Source organism: Xenorhabdus lircayensis (genome assembly GCF_016306625.1).
GTDB lineage: Bacteria > Pseudomonadota > Gammaproteobacteria > Enterobacterales > Enterobacteriaceae > Xenorhabdus > Xenorhabdus lircayensis.
This window is the reverse complement of sequence record NZ_JACOII010000010.1, coordinates 1-20,422: the sequence shown is the minus strand read 5'-3', so window position 1 is coordinate 20,422 and position 20,422 is coordinate 1. Positions and strand designations below refer to the sequence as shown.

At 42.0% G+C, this 20,422-nt stretch carries 13 protein-coding genes, 2 tRNA genes and 2 pseudogenes; 8 read left to right on the top strand and 9 right to left on the bottom strand.

The annotated features are described in order from the left end of the window. Positions 1–115 precede the first annotated feature (115 nt). Positions 116–658 (top strand): YfaZ family outer membrane protein, encoded by a 543-nt coding sequence (locus H8A87_RS01245; protein ID WP_198688211.1) that lies wholly within the window; start codon positions 116–118, stop codon positions 656–658. A gap of 65 nt (positions 659–723) precedes the next feature. Here H8A87_RS01245 and tyrP read toward each other — a convergent pair whose 3' ends face one another. From tyrP to H8A87_RS01230, 3 genes are all read right to left on the bottom strand, one after another. Further along, positions 724–1,929 carry a tyrosine transporter TyrP gene (gene tyrP / locus H8A87_RS01240; RefSeq protein ID WP_198688210.1) on the bottom strand — a complete coding sequence of 402 codons (1,206 nt, stop codon included), beginning with the start codon at positions 1,927–1,929 and terminating at the stop codon, positions 724–726. 568 nt (positions 1,930–2,497) lie between these two features. Further along, a tRNA-Thr gene (locus tag H8A87_RS01235) sits at positions 2,498–2,573 on the bottom strand. 6 nt (positions 2,574–2,579) lie between these two features. Then, positions 2,580–2,667: transfer RNA gene (locus tag H8A87_RS01230), tRNA-Ser, on the bottom strand. 212 nt (positions 2,668–2,879) lie between these two features. Here H8A87_RS01230 and rcsD point away from each other — a divergent pair. Both rcsD and rcsB read left to right on the top strand, forming a co-directional pair. Continuing rightward, on the top strand, positions 2,880–5,603 hold the full coding sequence (rcsD, locus tag H8A87_RS01225; protein WP_198688209.1) for a phosphotransferase RcsD: 2,724 nt from the start codon (positions 2,880–2,882) through the stop codon (positions 5,601–5,603). A gap of 1 nt (position 5,604) precedes the next feature. Continuing rightward, a complete protein-coding gene (gene rcsB, locus H8A87_RS01220; protein ID WP_198688208.1) occupies positions 5,605–6,255 on the top strand; it encodes a response regulator transcription factor RcsB in 651 nt (216 codons plus the stop codon). A 66-nt stretch (positions 6,256–6,321) separates the two neighbouring features. Here rcsB and rcsC read toward each other — a convergent pair whose 3' ends face one another. Both rcsC and gyrA read right to left on the bottom strand, forming a co-directional pair. Beyond that, positions 6,322–9,192 carry a two-component system sensor histidine kinase RcsC gene (gene rcsC / locus H8A87_RS01215; protein WP_198688207.1) on the bottom strand — a complete coding sequence of 957 codons (2,871 nt, stop codon included), beginning with the start codon at positions 9,190–9,192 and terminating at the stop codon, positions 6,322–6,324. A gap of 187 nt (positions 9,193–9,379) precedes the next feature. After that, a complete protein-coding gene (gyrA, locus tag H8A87_RS01210; protein ID WP_198688206.1) occupies positions 9,380–12,019 on the bottom strand; it encodes a DNA topoisomerase (ATP-hydrolyzing) subunit A in 2,640 nt (879 codons plus the stop codon). 194 nt (positions 12,020–12,213) lie between these two features. Here gyrA and ubiG point away from each other — a divergent pair, with 194 nt between their 5' ends. From ubiG to yfaE, 4 genes are all read left to right on the top strand, one after another. After that, the gene (ubiG, locus tag H8A87_RS01205) at positions 12,214–12,948 is read left to right on the top strand and encodes a bifunctional 2-polyprenyl-6-hydroxyphenol methylase/3-demethylubiquinol 3-O-methyltransferase UbiG (RefSeq protein ID WP_198688205.1); all 735 of its coding nucleotides are present in this window, start codon (positions 12,214–12,216) and stop codon (positions 12,946–12,948) included. A gap of 391 nt (positions 12,949–13,339) precedes the next feature. Then, positions 13,340–15,631 (top strand): class 1a ribonucleoside-diphosphate reductase subunit alpha, encoded by a 2,292-nt coding sequence (gene nrdA / locus H8A87_RS01200; protein ID WP_198688204.1) that lies wholly within the window; start codon positions 13,340–13,342, stop codon positions 15,629–15,631. A gap of 12 nt (positions 15,632–15,643) precedes the next feature. Then, positions 15,644–16,774 (top strand): class Ia ribonucleoside-diphosphate reductase subunit beta, encoded by a 1,131-nt coding sequence (nrdB, locus tag H8A87_RS01195; RefSeq protein WP_198688203.1) that lies wholly within the window; start codon positions 15,644–15,646, stop codon positions 16,772–16,774. Position 16,775: 1 nt separating this feature from the next. Then, positions 16,776–17,042: a class I ribonucleotide reductase maintenance protein YfaE gene (yfaE, locus tag H8A87_RS01190; RefSeq protein ID WP_232370008.1), complete on the top strand. Its 267-nt coding sequence runs from the start codon at positions 16,776–16,778 to the stop codon at positions 17,040–17,042. Between the two features lie 775 nt (positions 17,043–17,817). Here the strand turns inward: yfaE and H8A87_RS01185 are convergent. From H8A87_RS01185 to H8A87_RS01170, 4 genes and pseudogenes are all read right to left on the bottom strand, one after another. Continuing rightward, positions 17,818–18,117 (bottom strand): annotated as a pseudogene (locus H8A87_RS01185) (ISAs1 family transposase); the annotation flags it as partial. Positions 18,118–18,134: 17 nt separating this feature from the next. Continuing rightward, positions 18,135–18,611: an IS630 family transposase gene (locus tag H8A87_RS01180; RefSeq protein WP_332460316.1), complete on the bottom strand. Its 477-nt coding sequence runs from the start codon at positions 18,609–18,611 to the stop codon at positions 18,135–18,137. 37 nt (positions 18,612–18,648) lie between these two features. Then, positions 18,649–18,966 carry an IS630 transposase-related protein gene (locus H8A87_RS01175; RefSeq protein WP_198688202.1) on the bottom strand — a complete coding sequence of 106 codons (318 nt, stop codon included), beginning with the start codon at positions 18,964–18,966 and terminating at the stop codon, positions 18,649–18,651. A 60-nt stretch (positions 18,967–19,026) separates the two neighbouring features. Beyond that, a pseudogene (locus H8A87_RS01170) lies at positions 19,027–19,859 on the bottom strand (ISAs1 family transposase); the annotation flags it as partial. Between the two features lie 214 nt (positions 19,860–20,073). On the opposite strand from H8A87_RS01170, the gene H8A87_RS01165 reads away from it, so the two are divergent. Then, on the top strand, positions 20,074–20,355 hold the full coding sequence (locus H8A87_RS01165) for a hypothetical protein (RefSeq protein ID WP_232370007.1): 282 nt from the start codon (positions 20,074–20,076) through the stop codon (positions 20,353–20,355). Positions 20,356–20,422 lie beyond the last annotated feature (67 nt).

Here is a 20,422-nt window from a genome sequence, read left to right as displayed (position 1 = left end):
TATCTTGATAAATCTAGATGTTTCATTGCTTCCGTCAGCTATGGTATCACGCGGATTTCAGTAAAATGTCTCAAGTAGTGGTATTGGCATTCATCCATTAAGAAGAGAGAAGAGTATGAAAGGTTTTATTGCTATCAGCGCAGCCAGTTTGCTTTTTGTAGCTGGCGCGGCAAATGCTATCTCCATGAACGTACAGGTAGGAAAGCACAACACCAGTACGTCTGTGGGGGTGGGTGATAAAAATGCGGGGCTATCTTTTAATGGCAACTGGACTCGCAGTGATCATAATGGTCAACTCGGCAGTTTGGGAGCCGCTTTCGGTCTGCCTATCGGGCCATTCACGGCAACTGTTGGTGGTAAGGCACTTTACCTGTCTCCAAAAGTGGGGAAAGATGGTGCAGCATTGGCAGGAGGTGTCGGTCTCAGTTGGGCGGTGATACCATCCCTGTCCTTGTATGGTGAGGCTTATGGTGCGCCATCAAGCTTGACGTCAGGAGTGGATTCTTATACTGAGGCTACAGGGGGAGTGCGTTATACTCCGTTCAAACCACTGACTGTCGATGCTGGTTACCGTGTCATTGATATAAAAGGAAAAAGTGGTCACCGTAACAATAAAGTCTCCGATGGTTTTTACGTCGGTGCAGGTTTGAGTTTCTAGTGAATAGAATGCTTCAAGATTATCCGCGTCAATATTGACGCGGATAATCTTAAACAAGGTAGAAATTATCCCACTTTTGGCAGTATGCCTGTGACAATGCCAACTTGAATGGCAATAACCGCAATCCCACACAGGAAGATAAAGACTAAGACGGGTTTCCCCCCTTTAACACGATATCCTCCCTTGTTTTCTTCACGACTGCGCCAAACTAGCAGACAAGGTAATATCAGTGCCAGAATGGAAAGGGCAACAGCCGCAAATGTCAGTGCCATAACAAAATTAGGGTAATACAATGCGCAGAGCAATGGCGGAACAAAAGTCATTAACCCCGTCTGCAAACGCCCTTTGGCATTGTTGCGGCGTTTTAGCAGGTCAGCAAGATAATCAAACAGACCCAAAGAAACACCAAGGAAGGAAGTTGCTAGCGCAAGATCAGCAAACAGATGGACGGCAAGTTCTACTTTTGGTGAGGCGACAACTTCTCTGACCGCTTGTAATAAACCCTGCAGGCCAGACTGCTGTGCAAGAATATCAATAAAGGTATTGGAAGAAATGGCACCGAGAGTCACCACCTGCCACAGTATATAGGCGATCAGTGGAATAGCACTACCGATGACAAAGATCTTCCGTAGCTTGTTTGTATCCCCTCCCATATAGGCAACAAGACTTGGCACGCTACCGTGAAACCCGAATGAAGTAAAAATCACCGGAATAGCCGATAATACTAACCCTTGCTCGATGGGCATGGATATCAAGTTGATTTTATCAACATGCGGCATCATAACGCCGAGTACGATCACCAAAAAAACGATTTTGGCGCTAAACAGCAGGCGATTAATCAAATCGACGGATTGGGTTCCGATACAGACAACCCCGCCCGCAATAATGGTAAAAGTGATAATTCCAGCAGAAATAGAAATGGGTTTATCTAACCATGAAGAAAGGCTAGTCGCTAGCAATTCTCCCGCACCACTAATATAGGCCGTTGTCAGGGCATACATCAGAAAGAGCATACTGAAACCAGCCAAAACCTGTCCACTGAATCCAAGATAGTGTTTCGCAATAGTTCCCAGCCCAGTATCAAACTTATTATATTGATAAACTTCCACGAGCAGGAGTGCTGTATAACTCATCAATGCCCACAGGGCGACTAACATAGCAAATGTAGTTCCAAACCCTACACCTGCTGCTGCCAATGGCATTGCCAGCATCCCCGCACCAATTGTCGTTCCAGCGACAATAAAAATACTGCCAACAGTGCGATTCTTCACGCGATCCTCATTTCTGAATATGTTGAAAAATAGTTATAAGATTGGCAGGTTAAATGATTGATTTATATCTGTCAAATCTATGGTACACAATGTGTAAATAAATAATTACATCATTTAATAACATTGGATGAAAATAAAAGTGACTTAATGCCTCAGTTTTGTTTTATCTAAACGACACAACTCTATCCAATAGATTTTAATTTGCAGTGCGGCAGTAACCAAATGAATTCTATAGCGCATAGATAACGTGTAGCTGGACTATGTGATTAGGGAGAAAAACAACCAATACAGTAGGGAATTGAAAGGTAGAGTATTATTACTCCGGATCAATTTAAGATGACGTTAGATTTATATTAAGTTAAAAAATGCTCAGAAGCCCCTTTGTTGAATAACATAATTTATTAGTATGTCTAAATAACTAGGTGGTTGAGATGAGTGAGTGCAGCTAACAAAGCAGCCACTTAAAGATGAAGGAGATAGATGTGTTCAGATACAGGATGCGTATATGTCTGGAAAGTAAAAACCCGCTATCTCACCGAATGGTTACGGGAAATAACGGGTTTTTGTATGGTGCCGGCTACCGGAGTCGAACTGGTGACCTACTGATTACAAGTCAGTTGCTCTACCAACTGAGCTAAGCCGGCGAAATTTGGCGGAAGGATAGAGATTCGAACTCTAGGATGGTTTCCCATCGGCGGTTTTCAAGACCGCTGCCTTCGACCGCTCGGCCATCCTTCCATGGCGCGAGATTATGCCTATGTCGTTTTAATGTGTCTAGCCCCTAAAGAAAAAAAATTGCGTTTTTTTTACTGTTTGCTCAATCTTCGATCTGTAATGGCCTTTTCATTCGCTAACCTGCTAGTATTAAGCCCAGTATACTGGCTTATTTATCTACGGGTTGATATCGCATTGACCAAAATATATTCATACTAAAGGCAATTATCCAAAGAATGTATAAACAACCACCTATCAAGCCATCCGCTATTCCTCGTTTTTACGCGTTATTTGTGACTCTGCTTTTTACGTCTCTATTTTTATTCGGGTATAACTATTTTGATATTTGGCTGATGGAGAAAAAGTATGCTATCAGTAGCGTAACGGCTAAGATGAGATTGCAGATAGGAGATTATCGCTACCACGCAAATCATATCTTTGAGCAATCTAATACTCTGTCAATCTCCTCTCAGGAGACAACGTCATTGTTAAAACTGCGTCCCGATGTATATTGGTTGGAAAATCGTGATCAGGCCGTTGATGCAATTATTTTTGGTCAGTACAACGATTCGAGTATTCAACTTGCCCAGCGATTGTCTGACTATCTGGAAATTCTCTGGGGAGCCCGCAATGAATACTTATCTATGTATTATCTCAATGGACAGGACAATAATTTACTACTGATAACAAATCATTCGATCTTAAAACCAGATATCAGATTCAAGGAGAGTTATTTGACTCTGGCTCCTGAGATCAGACGTACTGAGATGTTGGATCAATCTATTACATTAGAGGAAAAAGAAAGCATTTCTCCCATCAATGTATTGCGTGGTGAGAATATTTATTTCTATACTTATAAAGCTGCATTTAATGCAACTGGGCAATTAACCACCATTATTGCTTTTGATTTGCCCATTAATAATCTTTTACCGGTTGATATGTCACCAGCAAATTTTCGCCTGAATGCAACCAATTTACATGATATTGACAATGCCAATAAAGTTGAGGTTTCACTGACCGGTTTTTGGCTAGAGTTCTCTCAACCTCTGAATAGCATGCCGTATAAATTGATTTATCAGATCCCATTAAAAACACTGATTGTGGATTTGTTGTTCAGGAATGTCTGGCTTCTACTTTCAGTATTGCTTTTCTTTCTGTTTTCATTGAGTGGATTATTTTATATCCGCCGACGATATATTGCACCGAATGCCTCTATGGATCATGAGCTGAAAATTAAGGATTCCCTGAATAATGATATTATCACCAATATTCCTATCGGATTGGTGATCTACGATTTTGAATCCAACCAGATAATTACGAGTAATAAAATCGCAGAGCAGTTGATACCTCATCTAGATTTGAATAAAGTTAGGATGATGGCGCAACAACATCATGGTGTAATTCAAACATCCATTGATGAGGCGATTTATGAAGTAAAAATGTATAACAACAACTTATTACCAGAGACTTATCTATTTTTACTGCAAGACAAAGATCAGGAAGTCATGGCAAATAAACGATTACAACTTGTTCATCGAGAATATGATAAAAGTATTCAGGCCAGACGTTCAATGCTTTCAAATATTAACAATGAAATAAAATTCCCAATTAAGAATTTGAATGATATTGCAGCTCAATTGAAGCAGTTATCACAAGATGAAAATGAGCAGAAGTTACTGGATAAGTTATTGGTTAAATCGGAATACATCACTGAATGGGTTGAAAACATTTCACTACTCAATGAGGTGGAGTTAGGCGACTGGCAGCCAGAGAATGAAGTATTTTCTCTGTCTTCACGATTGGAATATATTCTGAAAGTCTTTTTGCCGACTTTAAACGCCAAAGGATTGAGGGCTTATTATCATTTTAATATTCCTCATGAATCTTTATTCATTGGAGATGGTGTTGCGCTAAGTAAAATCATCACGCTGCTATTTAATTATGCAATAACGACGACCAGCTATGGCAAAATATCGTTGACAGTTAATAGTTCTGGTAAATATGACAACCATACTCAGATTGAACTGATGGATAGTGGCTCTGGTTTAAGTGAAAGAGATTTGGCCAGTTTGAATTATCCTTTTCTGAGCAAATCAGTAGAAGATAAGTTTTCTACCAATTCTGGTATGACTTTTTATTTATGTAGTCAGTTATGCAAAAGAATGGGAGGGAGCCTTGAGATTAAAAGTAAGTTGGGATTAGGTACACATTATGTTATCAATCTGCCTTTGCAGCATGATGATGAAAATGGTGAAACGCCTCAACTGTTGGAAGGGATTAAGGCTCTAGTTGATATCAATAACCCTGAGATCAGCAAAATCATCCATACTTACCTCAATAATTATGGTGCAGCATACTTCGATAAAAGCAGAGAGAGCGTTACGGAAGAATACGATATTATCCTTACGGATAAACAGTACAAAGAGGAAAAACCAACTATATTATTAGTAGGTAGTTTAGCAGGGTTCAAGCAACTGAAACCGGGTTTGGTTCAGTGCAATTACAATCTTGTTGACGCTGTTATCAATGCAATATCGTTTCTGATTGAAGAAAATTTTGGTTTAGATGAATCCAGAGAACTTACCGAAATCGTTAAACCAGCATGCGATCTCACTGAGAAAGTTGATTTATTCAAGTGTATTGATAGTGATATTTGCAATATTCTCAAAAGTTATCACATGCAGTTGGAAAACAGTGACTACAGGAAATTATTTATAGAGACAGTACCTATGGATATTACTAAACTGTATACTGATATGGAACAACATGATTTGATATCACTTTCGCAAACGGTACACCGCCTTAAGGGTGCGTTTGCTATGTTAGATTTAAAATTTCTTAGGTCATCATGTGAGGCGTTGGAAAAGCACATAGCAGACAATAATGAAGTAGAAATCAAAAATAGCATCAGCCTCATTGATTCCTTTGTCACAAAGCTGTTGCAGCAAGGTAACCAATAATATGAATAGCCTTAATGTCATTATTGCCGATGACCATCCCATCGTTTTGTTTGGCATCCGCAAGTCACTTGAACAAATTGAGTGGATTAATGTGGTCGGTGAATTTGAAAATTCAACTACGCTCATTAATAGTTTGCCACATATAGAAGCAGATGTTCTCATAACTGATTTGTCAATGCCCGGGGATAAATATGGTGATGGCATCACCCTGATAAAATATATTAAACGCCATTATCCAACTTTGGCAGTCATTGTTCTTACAATGAACAACAATCCGGCAATTTTAAGTGCTGTACTTGAACTGGATATTGAGGGAATAGTGTTAAAGCAAGGGGCGCCAACTGATTTGCCCAGAGCACTTTCTGCTTTGCAGAAGGGTAAACAATTTACGCCTGAAAGCGTTTCCAAGTTATTGGAAAAAGTGAATGCCAATGGCTATGGGGATAAACGCTTATCTCCGAAAGAGAGCGAAGTTCTGCGTTTATTTGCCGAAGGTCTTCTTGTTACTGATATTGCCAAAAAACTCAATCGTAGTATTAAGACTATCAGTAGCCAGAAGAAATCAGCCATGTTGAAACTGGGAGTTGATAACGATATTGCGTTGCTTAACTATTTATCCTCTGTCACCATTGACAAAGATTTTGGTAAATAACCAATGGGTTATCTTCTTTAATAAAAAATCGGTAGCAGTGGTTACCGATTTTTACTATCCAATCGGTCAATGGATGTGATTTTTAATATTACTATATTGTATTAATACTTCTTTTAATGTTGCCAGTGATACAGGTTTTGATAAACAATCATTCATCCCCACATTAGCACAGCGTTGCTTTTCTTCTGCTAGCGCATTGGCAGTAATGCCGATAATTGGTTTTGTATAGCCTTTGTTCCTCAAGTATTGTGCAAGCTCGTATCCATCCATATTTGGCATATTAACATCTGTTAGAATAATATCAGTTGGATTGTTTTTCAGATGCTCAATCGCATCAACTCCATCATTTGACATTGATGCCTTGAATCCTATTGAATTCAATTGATCGACCAACAAATGCCGATTAATAGGATGATCATCAACAACTAATACTTTAACTGTATTTAGGTGGCGGTCAGCTTGCATGGCTTTAGTTGAAGTTGGGGTCGTTGATACAGGAATAGTAGAAACAGGAACAGCCGATATGAAATGATGTTCCGCTAGTAGGCTATCCAGCATACTATCCAGATCACTCAGTTCATAAGTGTTATATAGCCAATAGTTTTCTCGAATTTGCTCCGGTGGGCCAATATGTTTTTCTGATATTTCTATACGATAATGTACAGAAATATTTGGTTCATTAGGTTGATCGCTAATTAGCAGTTCTGTGCCATCTATTTTGCCTTCGTCATATAGTGCGACTTGAAAATGATTTTGAGAAAGAAAATTCTGTAAGTACTTCTCCAGAAAATGATTGCAAATAGCCAGTAAAATTTTTTGATTAGCACGTTGTTTGGATAGTTGTTTTGCATGAAATTTCGCCCCATACAAAGGGAGGCGTATGGAAAAAATACTACCAACATATTTTTGTGAAACGAATTCAATATCACCATCCATCAAGTTGATGAGTTTTTCACAAATAGCCAGCCCTAATCCTGTACCTTGTGAGGAGCTTTCTTTGTTGGCACTAATTTGGAAGAACGGCTCAAATAATTGAAATTGTAATTTATCTTCTATCCCAAGCCCCGTATCTTTGATGCCGATATACAGGTAACCATGTCTTGATGTAATTTCAATGACAACGCAGCCAGATGCTGTGAATTTGATTGCGTTGTTCAGCAAATTGGAGATGATTTGTTGTAATCTTACCGGATCATTGCGGATGATGTCGGGAACTTCTGGTTCAATATAACAGTATAAACCCAACCCTTTTTTTGCAATGAGAGGGAGATAGTTTGAAATTACATGCGAGATTATCTCCTTGCAACTGAAATCCTTAGGTTCAATTTTTAACTGCTTGGATTCTATTTTAGAGAAGTCGAGAATATCGCTGATGATTTTCAGTAATAGTGATGATGAGTTATTCATTGTTGCAAGTAACCGTGCAGACTCTGACGGCAATGAATGGGATTGAATGAGCTCTAGATTACCGATAATGCCATACAGTGGCGTTCTTAATTCATGGCTGACTGTTGCAAGGAACATCGATTTTGCTTGGTTAGCCTGTTCTGCGGCTGAAGCCATTTCCTGCAATGATTTTTCCATTTTTACACGGGTGCTGACATCTATTAGCACACAGATTGCGACTTCTTCGTTACGATAGCGCGAGTGTACAAAGCTAATTTGCAGATGATTATTGTTACCGGTTACGACATCAATATAGCTACTGGTTTTATCGCAAATGATATCGACAATGCGCTTTTGGTCCTCGTATGTCAGCATTCGGGTGTAATTATGAGCTAACTCATTACTCAGGATATTCGCACCATCACTGACTCTTAAGATACTGATCCCCACAGGGGCAGAAGCGACAATTTTATGGTTAAACTGCTCATGTTCTTCAAGGCGGATAGCATTATCTTCAGCTGGAGCAAACATTTTCCGTTCAAACAGCCAGACAAAAAAGATAATAGCAATCGCAGAAATAATATTCAATATGACACTATTAATAATATTGACTTTGAGTTCATCGTAAATATTTTTTAGTGGTAATGAATAGATAATGTGTAGTGTCGAGGGGGATAAACGCCGCATTAATAACAAGCTGGTAAAATTTTCATCGTAACCAAAGTAAGCCGATTGCTTATTGAAAATTACGGTTGCCTGTTTACCATTGCTTTTTGCTGGATACTGTAATTCAGGTTGATTTGACTCGTTTAGCAGCATGATAGTGATAGGTCTATCTTGTTTTTGCAGAAAAGTTTCTAGCCTGATAGTTTTCTCGATACCTATGATTCCTATCATTTGATCATTAATATAAATTGGCGTAAAAACATAAAGATTACCGCCATCCGCCTTTGCGTTGGGCTGAATCCAAAAGATAGTCTGTTCTCTTCCCTGTTCTTCCATATTGACTAGCCTGCGGCTATTCTCATAGATCACTTTTTTTAGTGAGCTAGGTTCTATTATATCGCTACGAGAGGAAAATCTCGCCATGCACATGCTTTGTGCTCCAACGATAAAGACCTGATTTACCCCACGCATAGCAGCAATATTACTGCTCCAAAATGACATCAATTGATTCAATGAGTTTAAATTATTATGTGTGCTTTTACGTAAAAGGTCACAGTTGGAATTCGGATTCAAGGAAATGTACGAGAAAATGCTGTTATTATGAGGCAGGGTTATTGTCAGATTTTTATCATTATCTTGTGATAAATGTTTCTCCGCCATAAATTGAATATCCCGTAGGATATTGGCGATATGCCGCATATGAGAAAATGCTATATCGTAGTTGGAATTATATTCTTGACGAATATCTGATTTGACTTCATTAAAAAGATTTGCCAAATAAAAACTGGTTAATAAGGCGCCGAGTGCCCATAACATAAATCCAAGCACCCGAAAAAGATAACGGGATATCTTTAATGACGTCCGGAAAGAAGATAGATATCTCAAGAGATCGCCTGACGAAAAACATGATTAATAATAACTGTTCACAGCATATACTAGTGTAGCAGGGAATACAAAGTAGCATTTGGTTCTTGCTAATTCTTCGTCAAAAAATTGCGCAAAAAAAGCAGGCATCGAAGTGCCTGCTTTATTGATGATGGATATACAGCAGAATCAGAGCAGAATAAGAGAATTACACTTGATCTGCTGACTCGCCATGGCCTTCTTCAGAAGAAGCCGCTGTATTGTCATCTTCATCTTCATCATCAGGTTCTGCTACACGCTGCAAGCCAACGACTTTTTCGTCTTCTGCTGTACGGATCAGAGTGACACCTTGCGTATTACGACCAACAACGCTAACCTCAGAAACTCGGGTTCGTACCAATGTTCCCGCATCAGTAATCATCATGATCTGATCGGTTGGTTCTACTTGAATTGCACCGATCACATTTCCGTTACGTTCGCTGACCTTGATGGAAATGACCCCTTGGGTAGCACGGGATTTTGTCGGGTATTCGTTCTCGGCAGTACGCTTGCCGTAACCATTTTCGGTGACGGTCAGGATCTCTCCTTCGCCACGAGGAATGATCAAAGAAACGACTTTATCGCCTGCGCTGAGTTTGATACCACGAACTCCAGTTGCGGTACGTCCCATCGCACGAACACCTTTCACGCGAACAGTACCATCTTCCAGCGTTTCTTCCCCTTCTTCAAGGAAACGAACGACTTTGCCTTGCGCGGAGAATAGCATGACTTCATTGCTACCATCCGTCAGGTCAACACCGATCAACTCATCCCCTTCATTCAGGTTCACTGCGATGATACCGGCACTGCGTGGACGACTGAACTCACTGAGTTTGGTCTTTTTAACGATACCGCTGGCGGTTGCCATGAAGATATTCAGACCATCTTCATATTCACGCACCGGTAAAATAGCTGTAATGCGTTCGTTTTGATCCAGTGGCAGTAAGTTGACAATCGGACGACCACGGGCACCACGGCTCGCTTCCGGCAACTGATATACCTTCATCCAGTACATCTTGCCCTTATTTGAGAAGCAGAGAATGGTATCGTGGGTATTGGCCACCAGTAGACGCTCAATGAAGTCTTCTTCCTTGGTACGTGCGGCTGATTTGCCTTTACCACCACGACGTTGAGCTTCGTAGTCGGATAATGGCTGGTATTTGACGTATCCCTGATGGGATAGTGTTACCACAACATCTTCCTGGGTAATCAGGTCTTCAATATTGATATCCGCTGAATTTTCAGTCAACTCAGTCCGGCGGGCATCATTATATTGTTCCTTGATAGCCAGTAGCTCTTCACGAATGACTTCCATCAGGCGTTCTGGGTTTTCCAGAATGAACAGCAGTTCAGCGATAACTTTCAGCAGTTCACGATATTCATCGAGCAGTTTTTCGTGCTCTAGCCCTGTCAATTTTTGCAGGCGTAGATCTAAAATAGCCTGTGCCTGTTGTTCGGTCAGATAATATTTACCGTCACGAATGCCATACTCCGGTTCCAGCCATTCAGGGCGGGCGGCATCGTCGCCAGCTTGTTCCAGCATGGAAGCAACCGTGCCCAATTCCCACGGTTGGGAAATCAAGCTGGCTTTGGCTTCAGCAGGGGTGGAAGCGCGACGGATCAATTCGATGACAGGATCGATATTCGCCAGTGCAATGGCCAATGCTTCAAGGATATGGGCACGTTCGCGGGCTTTGCGCAGTTCAAAAATCGTCCGGCGGGTGACAACTTCGCGGCGATGGCAAACAAACGCAGAAAGAATATCTTTCAGGTTAAGTAACTTAGGCTGTCCCTGATGCAGGGCAACCATGTTAAAACCAAATGAAACTTGTAACTGAGTCAATGAATACAGATTATTCAGGACAACTTCGCTGACGGCATCACGTTTCACTTCGATAACAATGCGCATCCCATCTTTATCGGATTCGTCACGCAATGCACTGATTCCTTCAATACGCTTCTCTTTTACCAGTTCAGCGATTTTTTCGATCAGTCGGGCCTTGTTGACCTGATAAGGGATCTCATTAACGATAATGGTTTCGCGGCCATTTTTTTCGTCAGTTTCAACTTCTGCGCGGGCACGAATATAAATTTTGCCGCGACCCGTACGGTAGGCTTCCTGAATACCACGACGTCCATTGATAATGGCAGCCGTAGGGAAGTCAGGGCCAGGGATATATTCCATCAGGCCTTCGATACTGATGTTTTCATCATCAATATAAGCCAGACAGCCGTCAATCACCTCAGATAAGTTATGGGGCGGAATATTGGTTGCCATACCCACCGCAATCCCTGATGAACCATTCACCAGCAGATTAGGGATACGAGTTGGCATTACCGCAGGGATGTGCTCTGTGCCATCATAGTTAGGCACAAAGTCGACAGTTTCTTTTTCCAAGTCTGCCAGCAATTCATGGGCAATTTTTGCCATGCGTACTTCGGTATAACGCATCGCTGCCGCAGAATCGCCATCTACTGACCCAAAGTTCCCCTGACCGTCAACCAGCATGTAACGCATGGAGAATGGTTGTGCCAGACGAACAATCGTGTCATAAACAGCGCTGTCACCATGTGGATGGTATTTACCGATAACATCCCCAACAACGCGGGCAGATTTTTTATAGGGTTTATTCCAATCATTTCCCAATACATTCATTGCGAAAAGTACGCGGCGGTGTACTGGCTTCAGTCCATCCCGAACATCTGGCAGTGCGCGTCCAACAATAACGGACATCGCATAATCCAGATACGAGCTTTTCAGCTCTTCTTCGATATTGACCGGTGTGATTTCTCTGGCAATGTCGCTCATGGAGCCACTGTCCCTCATACTCCGAATTCAAAGGCTTAGAATTATACCACAAATTGACAGTTTTATAAAAACCTGATGCGGGTATTTCAAGATTAAGGCATGTATAATAGTTTTCTATCACACATCCCCATAATACTGTTACATTTTCTGTGTACCAGTTTTCTGTGAACCAGTTCCTAGGAGCGATATTGCTGATGAACGTCAAAACCCCTGATTCAACCATTCAGTCCCATACCAATGTGGATCAACAGGAAATCGAAAAATTTGAAGCCGTTGCTTCCCGTTGGTGGGATCTTGAAGGTGAATTCAAGCCATTGCACCGTATCAACCCACTGCGTTTGAGCTACATTCTGCAACATGCTGGTGGCCTTTTTGGTAAAAAAGTGCTGGATGTTGGGTGTGGCGGAGGCATTCTGTCAGAAAGTATGGCGCGTGAAGGTGCGGAGGTCATGGGGTTGGATATGGGTTTTGAACCCTTGCAAGTTGCCCGCCTGCATGCACTTGAATCCGGCATTCCCGTCTCTTATGTCCAAGAAACGGTAGAAAGCCACGCAGAACAGCATCAGTATGCTTATGATGTCGTAACATGCATGGAAATGCTTGAGCATGTGCCAGATCCCGAGTCAGTGGTTCGCGCTTGTGCCAGATTAGTAAAACCCGGCGGTCATGTATTTTTTTCAACGATTAATCGTAATCGAAAGGCCTGGTTGATGGCGGTTGTTGGTGCTGAATATATTTTGAACATGGTTCCCAAAGGGACACATGACGCGAAAAAATTTATTCGTCCTTCGGAACTGATTCATTGGATTGATAAGACCTGTCTGAAAGATCAACATATTATCGGTTTACATTACAACCCATTGACAGATAAATTCCGACTTGGACACAATGTAGACGTGAACTATATGCTTCATACCCAATCGGTCTAACATAAGTCACTAAGGGATTAATAAAGCGGCAACTAGATATTATTTTTAAGATTTTATTTTCCCTGTTTCGCCGATAGCCTTATGAAAGTAACACCAAGTAACTACGCAGGTTATCGGCTTTTTGGCAAAATTAATCCTCAAGTTATCCACAAAACTACCCGATTTTGTACACTTGATAAAAACCGAATTTAACATTATCTTGTTATTACCGTTTTAATTACCCACTATATATTGTGTTTCTTGTCATCCTATAGTAACGAGTAGTAGTGAAATAGTCGTGGATAGTAACGAAGTTCCCAACTGGCCCTTAGCCATTCTGGGTGTATCGTGCTGTCGATAGGTCAAGAAAGGCAATATAGGCGAGATACAAAGAGAGAAGGTGTTTTTCCCCATGAACCAGAGTCTGCTAGTTACCAAACGTGATGGGCATAAAGAACAAATTGATCTTGATAAAATTCACCGGGTTGTTACCTGGGCTGCCGAAGGTCTGAAAAATGTCTCAGTGTCACAAGTAGAACTGCGTTCCCAGATTCAATTTTACGATGGCATCAAAACATCCGATATCCACGAAACCATGATCAAAGCTGCGGCTGACTTGATCTCTGCCGATGCGCCTGATTATCAGTATCTGGCGGCACGTTTAGCGATCTTTAACCTGCGTAAAAAGGCTTATGGTCAGTTTGAGCCACCTACGTTGTATGATCATGTTGTACGCATGGTAAATTTGGGCAAATACGACAAACATTTGCTGGAAGACTATTCCAAAGAAGAATTAGAGCAAATGGACAGTTTTATTAACCATTTGCGTGATATGAATTTCTCCTATGCAGCGGTCAAACAGCTGGAAGGAAAATATCTGGTACAAAACCGTGTTACCGGTGAAATTTACGAAAGCGCTCAGTTCCTCTACATGCTGGTTGCTGCGTGCCTGTTTTCCACTTATCCAAAAGAAACGCGCTTGGATTATATCCGTCGTTTCTATGATGCGGTTTCCACCTTTAAAATTTCGTTGCCAACGCCAATCATGGCGGGGGTTCGCACCCCAACTCGACAATTCAGCTCCTGTGTTCTGATTGAGTGTGGTGATAGCCTGGATTCTATCAATGCAACCTCCAGCGCGATTGTAAAATATGTCTCCCAGCGTGCCGGCATTGGCGTAAACGCAGGTCGTATCCGTGCATTGGGTAGCCCAATCCGTGGTGGTGAAGCCTTCCATACAGGCTGTATCCCATTCTACAAACATTTCCAGACGGCGGTGAAATCCTGTTCTCAGGGTGGCGTTCGCGGTGGTGCGGCAACGTTGTTCTATCCGCTGTGGCATCTGGAAGTAGAAAGCCTGCTGGTACTGAAAAATAACCGTGGTGTTGAAGGCAACCGCGTTCGCCACATGGACTACGGTGTGCAAGTTAACAAATTGATGTATGGGCGTTTGATCAAAGGGGGAGACATTTCTCTGTTCAGCCCGTCCGATGTTCCGGGGCTGTATGATGCATTCTTTGCAGATCAGGATGAATTTGAGCGCTTGTATACCCAGTATGAAAATGACAGCAATATCCGTAAAGAGCGTATTAAAGCGGTTGAGTTATTCTCACTGATGATGCAAGAACGTGCTTCAACTGGCCGTATTTACATCCAGCACGTTGACCACTGTAATACTCACAGCCCGTTTGATCCGGCCATTGCACCTGTTCGCCAATCGAACCTGTGTTTAGAAATCGCACTGCCAACTAAGCCAATGAACGATATTAACGATGAAAATGGCGAAATTGCATTGTGTACGCTGTCTGCGTTCAATTTGGGTACTATCGAAAATCTGAATGAACTGGAAGAACTGGCGGAATTGGCGGTTCGTGCCTTGGATTCCCTGCTGGATTATCAAGATTACCCAATTCTCGCTGCGAAACAAGGCTCAATGGGGCGTCGTACGCTGGGTATCGGGGTGATTAACTTCGCTTATTATTTGGCGAAAAACGGCGTACGTTATTCCGATGGCAGCGCTAATAACCTGACTCACAAAACGTTTGAAACTATTCAGTATTACCTGCTGAAAGCCTCAAATGTGCTGGCAAAAGAGAAGGGTGCTTGTCCGTGGTTTGGTGAAACCACGTATTCACAAGGTCTCCTGCCGATTGATACTTACAAAAAGACATTGGATACACTGACCAGCGAACCTCTGCACATGGATTGGGAAGCTCTGCGCCGTGACATTCAACAGTATGGCCTGCGCAATTCAACATTGTCTGCATTGATGCCATCAGAGACTTCTTCACAGATCTCTAACGCGACCAATGGTATTGAGCCACCACGTGGTTATATCAGTGTTAAGGCATCAAAAGACGGTATTTTGCGTCAAGTTGTACCGGATTACGATCTTCTGAAGGGGGTTTATGAGCTGCTGTGGCAAATGCCAGGCAACGATGGCTACCTCCAGCTGGTAGGGATCATGCAGAAATTCATCGATCAGTCAATTTCTGCCAATACTAACTATGATCCGGCACGTTTCCCTAATGGTAAGGTTCCGATGAACCAATTGCTGAAAGATTTACTGCTCGCTTACAAATATGGTGTGAAAACATTGTATTACCACAATACCCGCGATGGAGCAGAAGATATTCAGGGTGATCTGGAAGAAGTTGTTGAATCTGCTGATTCCGATTGTGAAGGCGGCGCGTGTAAGATTTGATTTGAGGAAGCTATGTCCTATACTACTTTTTCGCAAGTAAAAAATGACCAGTTACAGGAGCCGATGTTTTTCGGCCAGTCTGTTAACGTGGCGCGTTTCGATCAGCAGAAATATCCTATTTTTGAGAAACTGATTGAAAAACAACTCTCCTTCTTCTGGCGTCCAGAAGAAGTGGACGTTTCCCGTGATCGCATCGACTATAATGCGCTGCCGGATCATGAGAAACACATTTTTATCAGTAACCTGAAATACCAGACGCTGTTGGATTCCATTCAGGGCCGTAGCCCGAATGTCGCTCTCCTGCCGCTGATTTCCATACCGGAACTGGAAACATGGATTGAAACGTGGTCGTTCTCAGAGACGATTCACTCGCGTTCTTACACGCATATCATCCGTAATATCGTTAACGATCCTTCTATCGTGTTTGATGATATTGTGGAAAATGAGCAGATTTTGAGACGCGCGAAAGATATTTCCGCGTATTACGATGATCTGATCGAAATGACCAACTACTACCATCTGTTGGGTGAAGGGATACACGATGTTTCAGGCAAAGCAGTCACCGTTAGTCTGCGTGCATTGAAAAAACAGCTTTATTTGTGCCTGATGAGCGTTAACGCTCTGGAAGCCATTCGCTTCTACGTCAGCTTCGCGTGCTCATTTGCTTTTGCTGAACGTGAATTGATGGAAGGTAACGCTAAAATCATCAAACTGATTGCCCGTGATGAAGCACTACATTTAACGGGAACCCAGCACATGTTGAACCTGCTGCGTTCTGGTCAGGATGATCCTGAAATAGCGGAAATTGCCAAAGAGTGTGAACAGCAGTGCTATGATCTGTTCGTACAGGCAGCAGAACAGGAAAAAGAGTGGGCTGACTATCTGTTTAAAGACGGCTCCATGATTGGCCTGAATAAAGACATTCTGTGCCAGTACGTAGAATATATTACCAATATTCGTATGCAAGCGGTTGGCTTGAAGTTACCGTTTGAAACGCGCTCTAATCCAATCCCATGGATCAATGCGTGGCTGGTTTCTGATAACGTTCAGGTGGCTCCACAGGAAGTCGAAGTCAGCTCTTACTTGGTTGGTCAGATTGATTCGGAAGTCAATACTGAGGATCTCAGCGGTTTCGAACTCTGATATGGCTGATTACAAAGTCACCCTGCCATCACGGCAGGGTTTATACGTCCATTATTCTTCTGGTTTCCACGGTAATTTGCTGGAAGCACTAGAACACGGCAAAGTACAGCTTGAATACCAATGCCGACAGGGATATTGCGGCTCTTGTCGTGTTCGTTTGGTGAAAGGGAAGGTGGGGTATTCTTGTAAGCCATTGGCGTTTGTTAATGAAGGGGAAATTTTACCTTGTAGCTGTTATCCACTGACAGATATTGAAATTGAGCTGTAAGTTTCCTTTAAAACAGGATTGAAGCGTGTACATATAATGTGTGGTGTTATCTTTATAGTGGCTTTGTTAATACTGCCGTTCACGATAAATATTGTCTTTTTATGGATTGATATCATTATATTAGGTGCATTTGGTGGAGGTATTTATACCCTTTCACTGGTTCGGTCGGAAAAGTTTATTCAGGGCAGGTCTTGGTTGCTGTTAATGTTCTGTTTGGTGTTATTTACCATTTCACATCTTTTGCCACAGCGTTTCATTTATCAAAAGTGAACTTCTTTCATTTTTCAAGTTGCTGCCTGATTGGTTGCAACTTGAAATTTATTTTGACCTTATTAATAAACACTTAATTGTTGCATTCTTAACATTAAAAATTATTAATTGATATAATATATGTTATACATAATCTAATTGACATTATTTTTTACTGTATATTTTAAAATGTTTAAGATAAAAAATAACGTTCCTATTTTTGCCTTTAAAGTATAAAAAATATCATCTAATTCATCTCATTATAAGACATATTATCTTTAGCTAGTCTTACTATTCCATTTATAAATTGATTGTAATCTCTGTGATTAATTTAGGTTCATATTACATATTTAACCTAAATAAACCACAATTACCTGAAAAGCTTCATCATTTTTAACAGCGATAGTCACAGAGATTATCTCTGATTTTTTTAAAGGCATGTAATAATAATGAGGACTAAAATGGATAAAGCCGAACAAAACGCAGAAAGTAAGTTGGTCTATGATCAGGGTAAGAGCATGAATGTTTATTTCTTACCCAAAGCCGTCAAACCGGCAATTAATACCTTATCCAAATAGTCACTACTCATGCCGGCTATTTTTCGTTTACGTCGGATGCTCGCTTTTTTGCTGGTTTCTGCCCGCAACATATTGAGAGACAGATGTCTCATACAGGCCAGAATTTCGGCGGATTCACCACGACGAATAACACTCGCATCTTCGTTCATTGACACGTCAAGCACCCAATGGAGACCATTTTCAATTTGCCAATGGCTGCGCACCGCCGCCGCAAAGCGCGTCGATTCCAGTTCCGCTGAACTGATGTATAGCAGAATCAGTATAATCAGACATAATTCACGTGTTCTTTGAACAGTTCATCAATAGAGCATCTTTCTCGCCTTCTTGTGGCCTTTGTTTCCGCCCATTTGGATTCGATAGGATTTAAATCCGGGCTGTAAGGCGGTAACCATTCCAATTGGCATCCGTGGTCGGCTATCGCTTGTAGCGTGTCATGTCGTTTATGGAATGAGGCATTATCCATGATAATCACGGTTCCGCTTGGGAGCGTTGGCAACAAATCTTGTGTCATCCAGGCATGAAAAACGTCCGAATTAATATTCCCGGCAAATAAGCTTAAGGTCACAAAGGTATTTTTAATGATGGCACCGATGACATTAATACGGCCTTTGACCTGCCAGTCGTGTAGACCGAAACAACGCGTCCCTTCTAACGAATAACCATGCGTGCGTGGCATAGATTGGGCAAAACCGCTTTCATCCAGATAAACAATTTGTTTGCCCGCCAGCTCATGATGGCGGATACGTTCGCTAAATGCTTGACGAGTCTGTTCGTTAGCGTCAGGGTGTTTTAGCGTTTTTTTTCAAGGTGAGCTTCAGCCGTTTCAAGGCGTAATGGATAGCTGATTGTGAGACGCCCAGACGTTTTGCCCTTTCCCATTGATAGTCATCGGGGTAATTTCGGACATCGGCGATAAGTGCCTCGTCACGAATTTTAGTGGGTGGTTTATCACGCGTTATACAGGGGGCTATTTTGTGATGCCACCGAAACAAGGTGCGGATAGAAACCTCAAAATGAGCGCTTGTTTGCTCGAATGTCAATGAATGTTTGTCTTTGTATGCCAGTACTCTTTTTCGGAAATCCAGACGGTAACCCATCTCAATTCTGCCTTGTTATTGGAAGTCACAGACATTATGCCATAGTATTATGATTCTGCTATAGTACCGATATGCCATCGATTCTTTTTTACTCGATTTTTCAAGGCGGTAATCAATAGCCACCCCGATGCTTTTGAGCCCTTTCCAGGCGGGAAACTGCGACACCAGTTCCCCTGCGGGTAAAACGTGATATTCACGGACTTCAATACGTCCATGACTTTGTTCTATCGTGACATTCTCAGCGGGACTGGCCACCGTGATTTTTTCAGCCAAGGCTTGTTTAACCGCGCGATGCAGCGTTTCCTGATTATCTTTCACTGCCAGCAGGTAATCACCGCCCTGATGAATAATCTTTTCGGCACTTTTGGTTTGGCATCCCATCGCATCAATCGAAATCAAACACCCTTTGATATCCAGCAACGCAATCAATTTGGGAATGGCGGTAATTTCATTGGATTTCTTGTCGGTTTTTAGCTGCCCCATCACCACACCATTAGCCGTGGCAAAGGCGCTAACCATATGAATCGCCGATATTCGTTTGTTCCCGTTCCCCGCAAGACCTTGCCATCAATGGCAATTAATTCGCCTTCGGTACGGTCACACACAGTCTGAACCCAGCGAATGAAGCAATGCTGAAACTGGGCGGGATCAAGGCGAGAAATGACACGCGCTATCGTATCGTGAACAGGTAATCCCATCGGGAACAGTTTTTTCTTTTGCAGCCAGTCGAGATGGGTTTCTCCAAAATCTTCAATATCTTCCCATCCTTCAGCCCCCGCGATAACTGCACACATCGTCAGGAAAAGCACGTCAAACAAGGGATAACTGATTTTGGCAGACTGGCGAGAGTCTTGTAACTAGCTGAAATATTGAGAAAAAACATCGATAATCATTGAGGCACTTCCGAAAAAAGGAGTATAAGATCACAACTTAATTCGCGGGTCAAATGGATTAATGTTGATTAAATAACGTTCGTGATCTCACCCTGGGTCTATGATAGTGATCCGGGATATCAGCATCCGGGACAGCTTCAAGGTTATGGAAAAGGGGCAACGCAGAAAACGTATCTAACTGAACAATTATGATCCGGCAAAAAGCACAGATATCTTGACCTACACTTCCCTTGAAGCCTTGCCGGTCAGTAAAAAAGCAGCTCCGGAACGATATGAGCATTTTAAGGCGCTGTATGATGAAAACATCTCATCAACAGAACAACAGGTGATAGAACTGCAATCCCAATCATCTCCGGCATTGCTGACGGCTCAAACTCTACGTACCAGTGCGGCTGCATTGGATATGGTGCCAAATATTTTTGGACTGGCGGTAGGGGGATCGCGTTGGGGAGCTGCATTGAATGCTGCTGCTGAAATCGTCATGATCAAACACTAGGTGTTGTTGACGTTTTATGTTCATAAGTCAATCAACCCACATTGATAGCCAGACAATGATAAATGCC

Coding starts and splice junctions, on each gene's coding strand:
- nrdB (WP_198688203.1), top strand. CDS start 15,644: ATGTCCTATACTACTTTTTCGCAAGTAAAAAATGACCAGTTACAGGAG.
- rcsB (WP_198688208.1), top strand. CDS start 5,605: ATGAATAGCCTTAATGTCATTATTGCCGATGACCATCCCATCGTTTTG.
- yfaE (WP_232370008.1), top strand. CDS start 16,776: ATGGCTGATTACAAAGTCACCCTGCCATCACGGCAGGGTTTATACGTC.
- rcsD (WP_198688209.1), top strand. CDS start 2,880: ATGTATAAACAACCACCTATCAAGCCATCCGCTATTCCTCGTTTTTAC.
- nrdA (WP_198688204.1), top strand. CDS start 13,340: ATGAACCAGAGTCTGCTAGTTACCAAACGTGATGGGCATAAAGAACAA.
- H8A87_RS01175 (WP_198688202.1), bottom strand. CDS start 18,966: ATGGGTTACCGTCTGGATTTCCGAAAAAGAGTACTGGCATACAAAGAC.
- gyrA (WP_198688206.1), bottom strand. CDS start 12,019: ATGAGCGACATTGCCAGAGAAATCACACCGGTCAATATCGAAGAAGAG.
- H8A87_RS01245 (WP_198688211.1), top strand. CDS start 116: ATGAAAGGTTTTATTGCTATCAGCGCAGCCAGTTTGCTTTTTGTAGCT.
- ubiG (WP_198688205.1), top strand. CDS start 12,214: ATGAACGTCAAAACCCCTGATTCAACCATTCAGTCCCATACCAATGTG.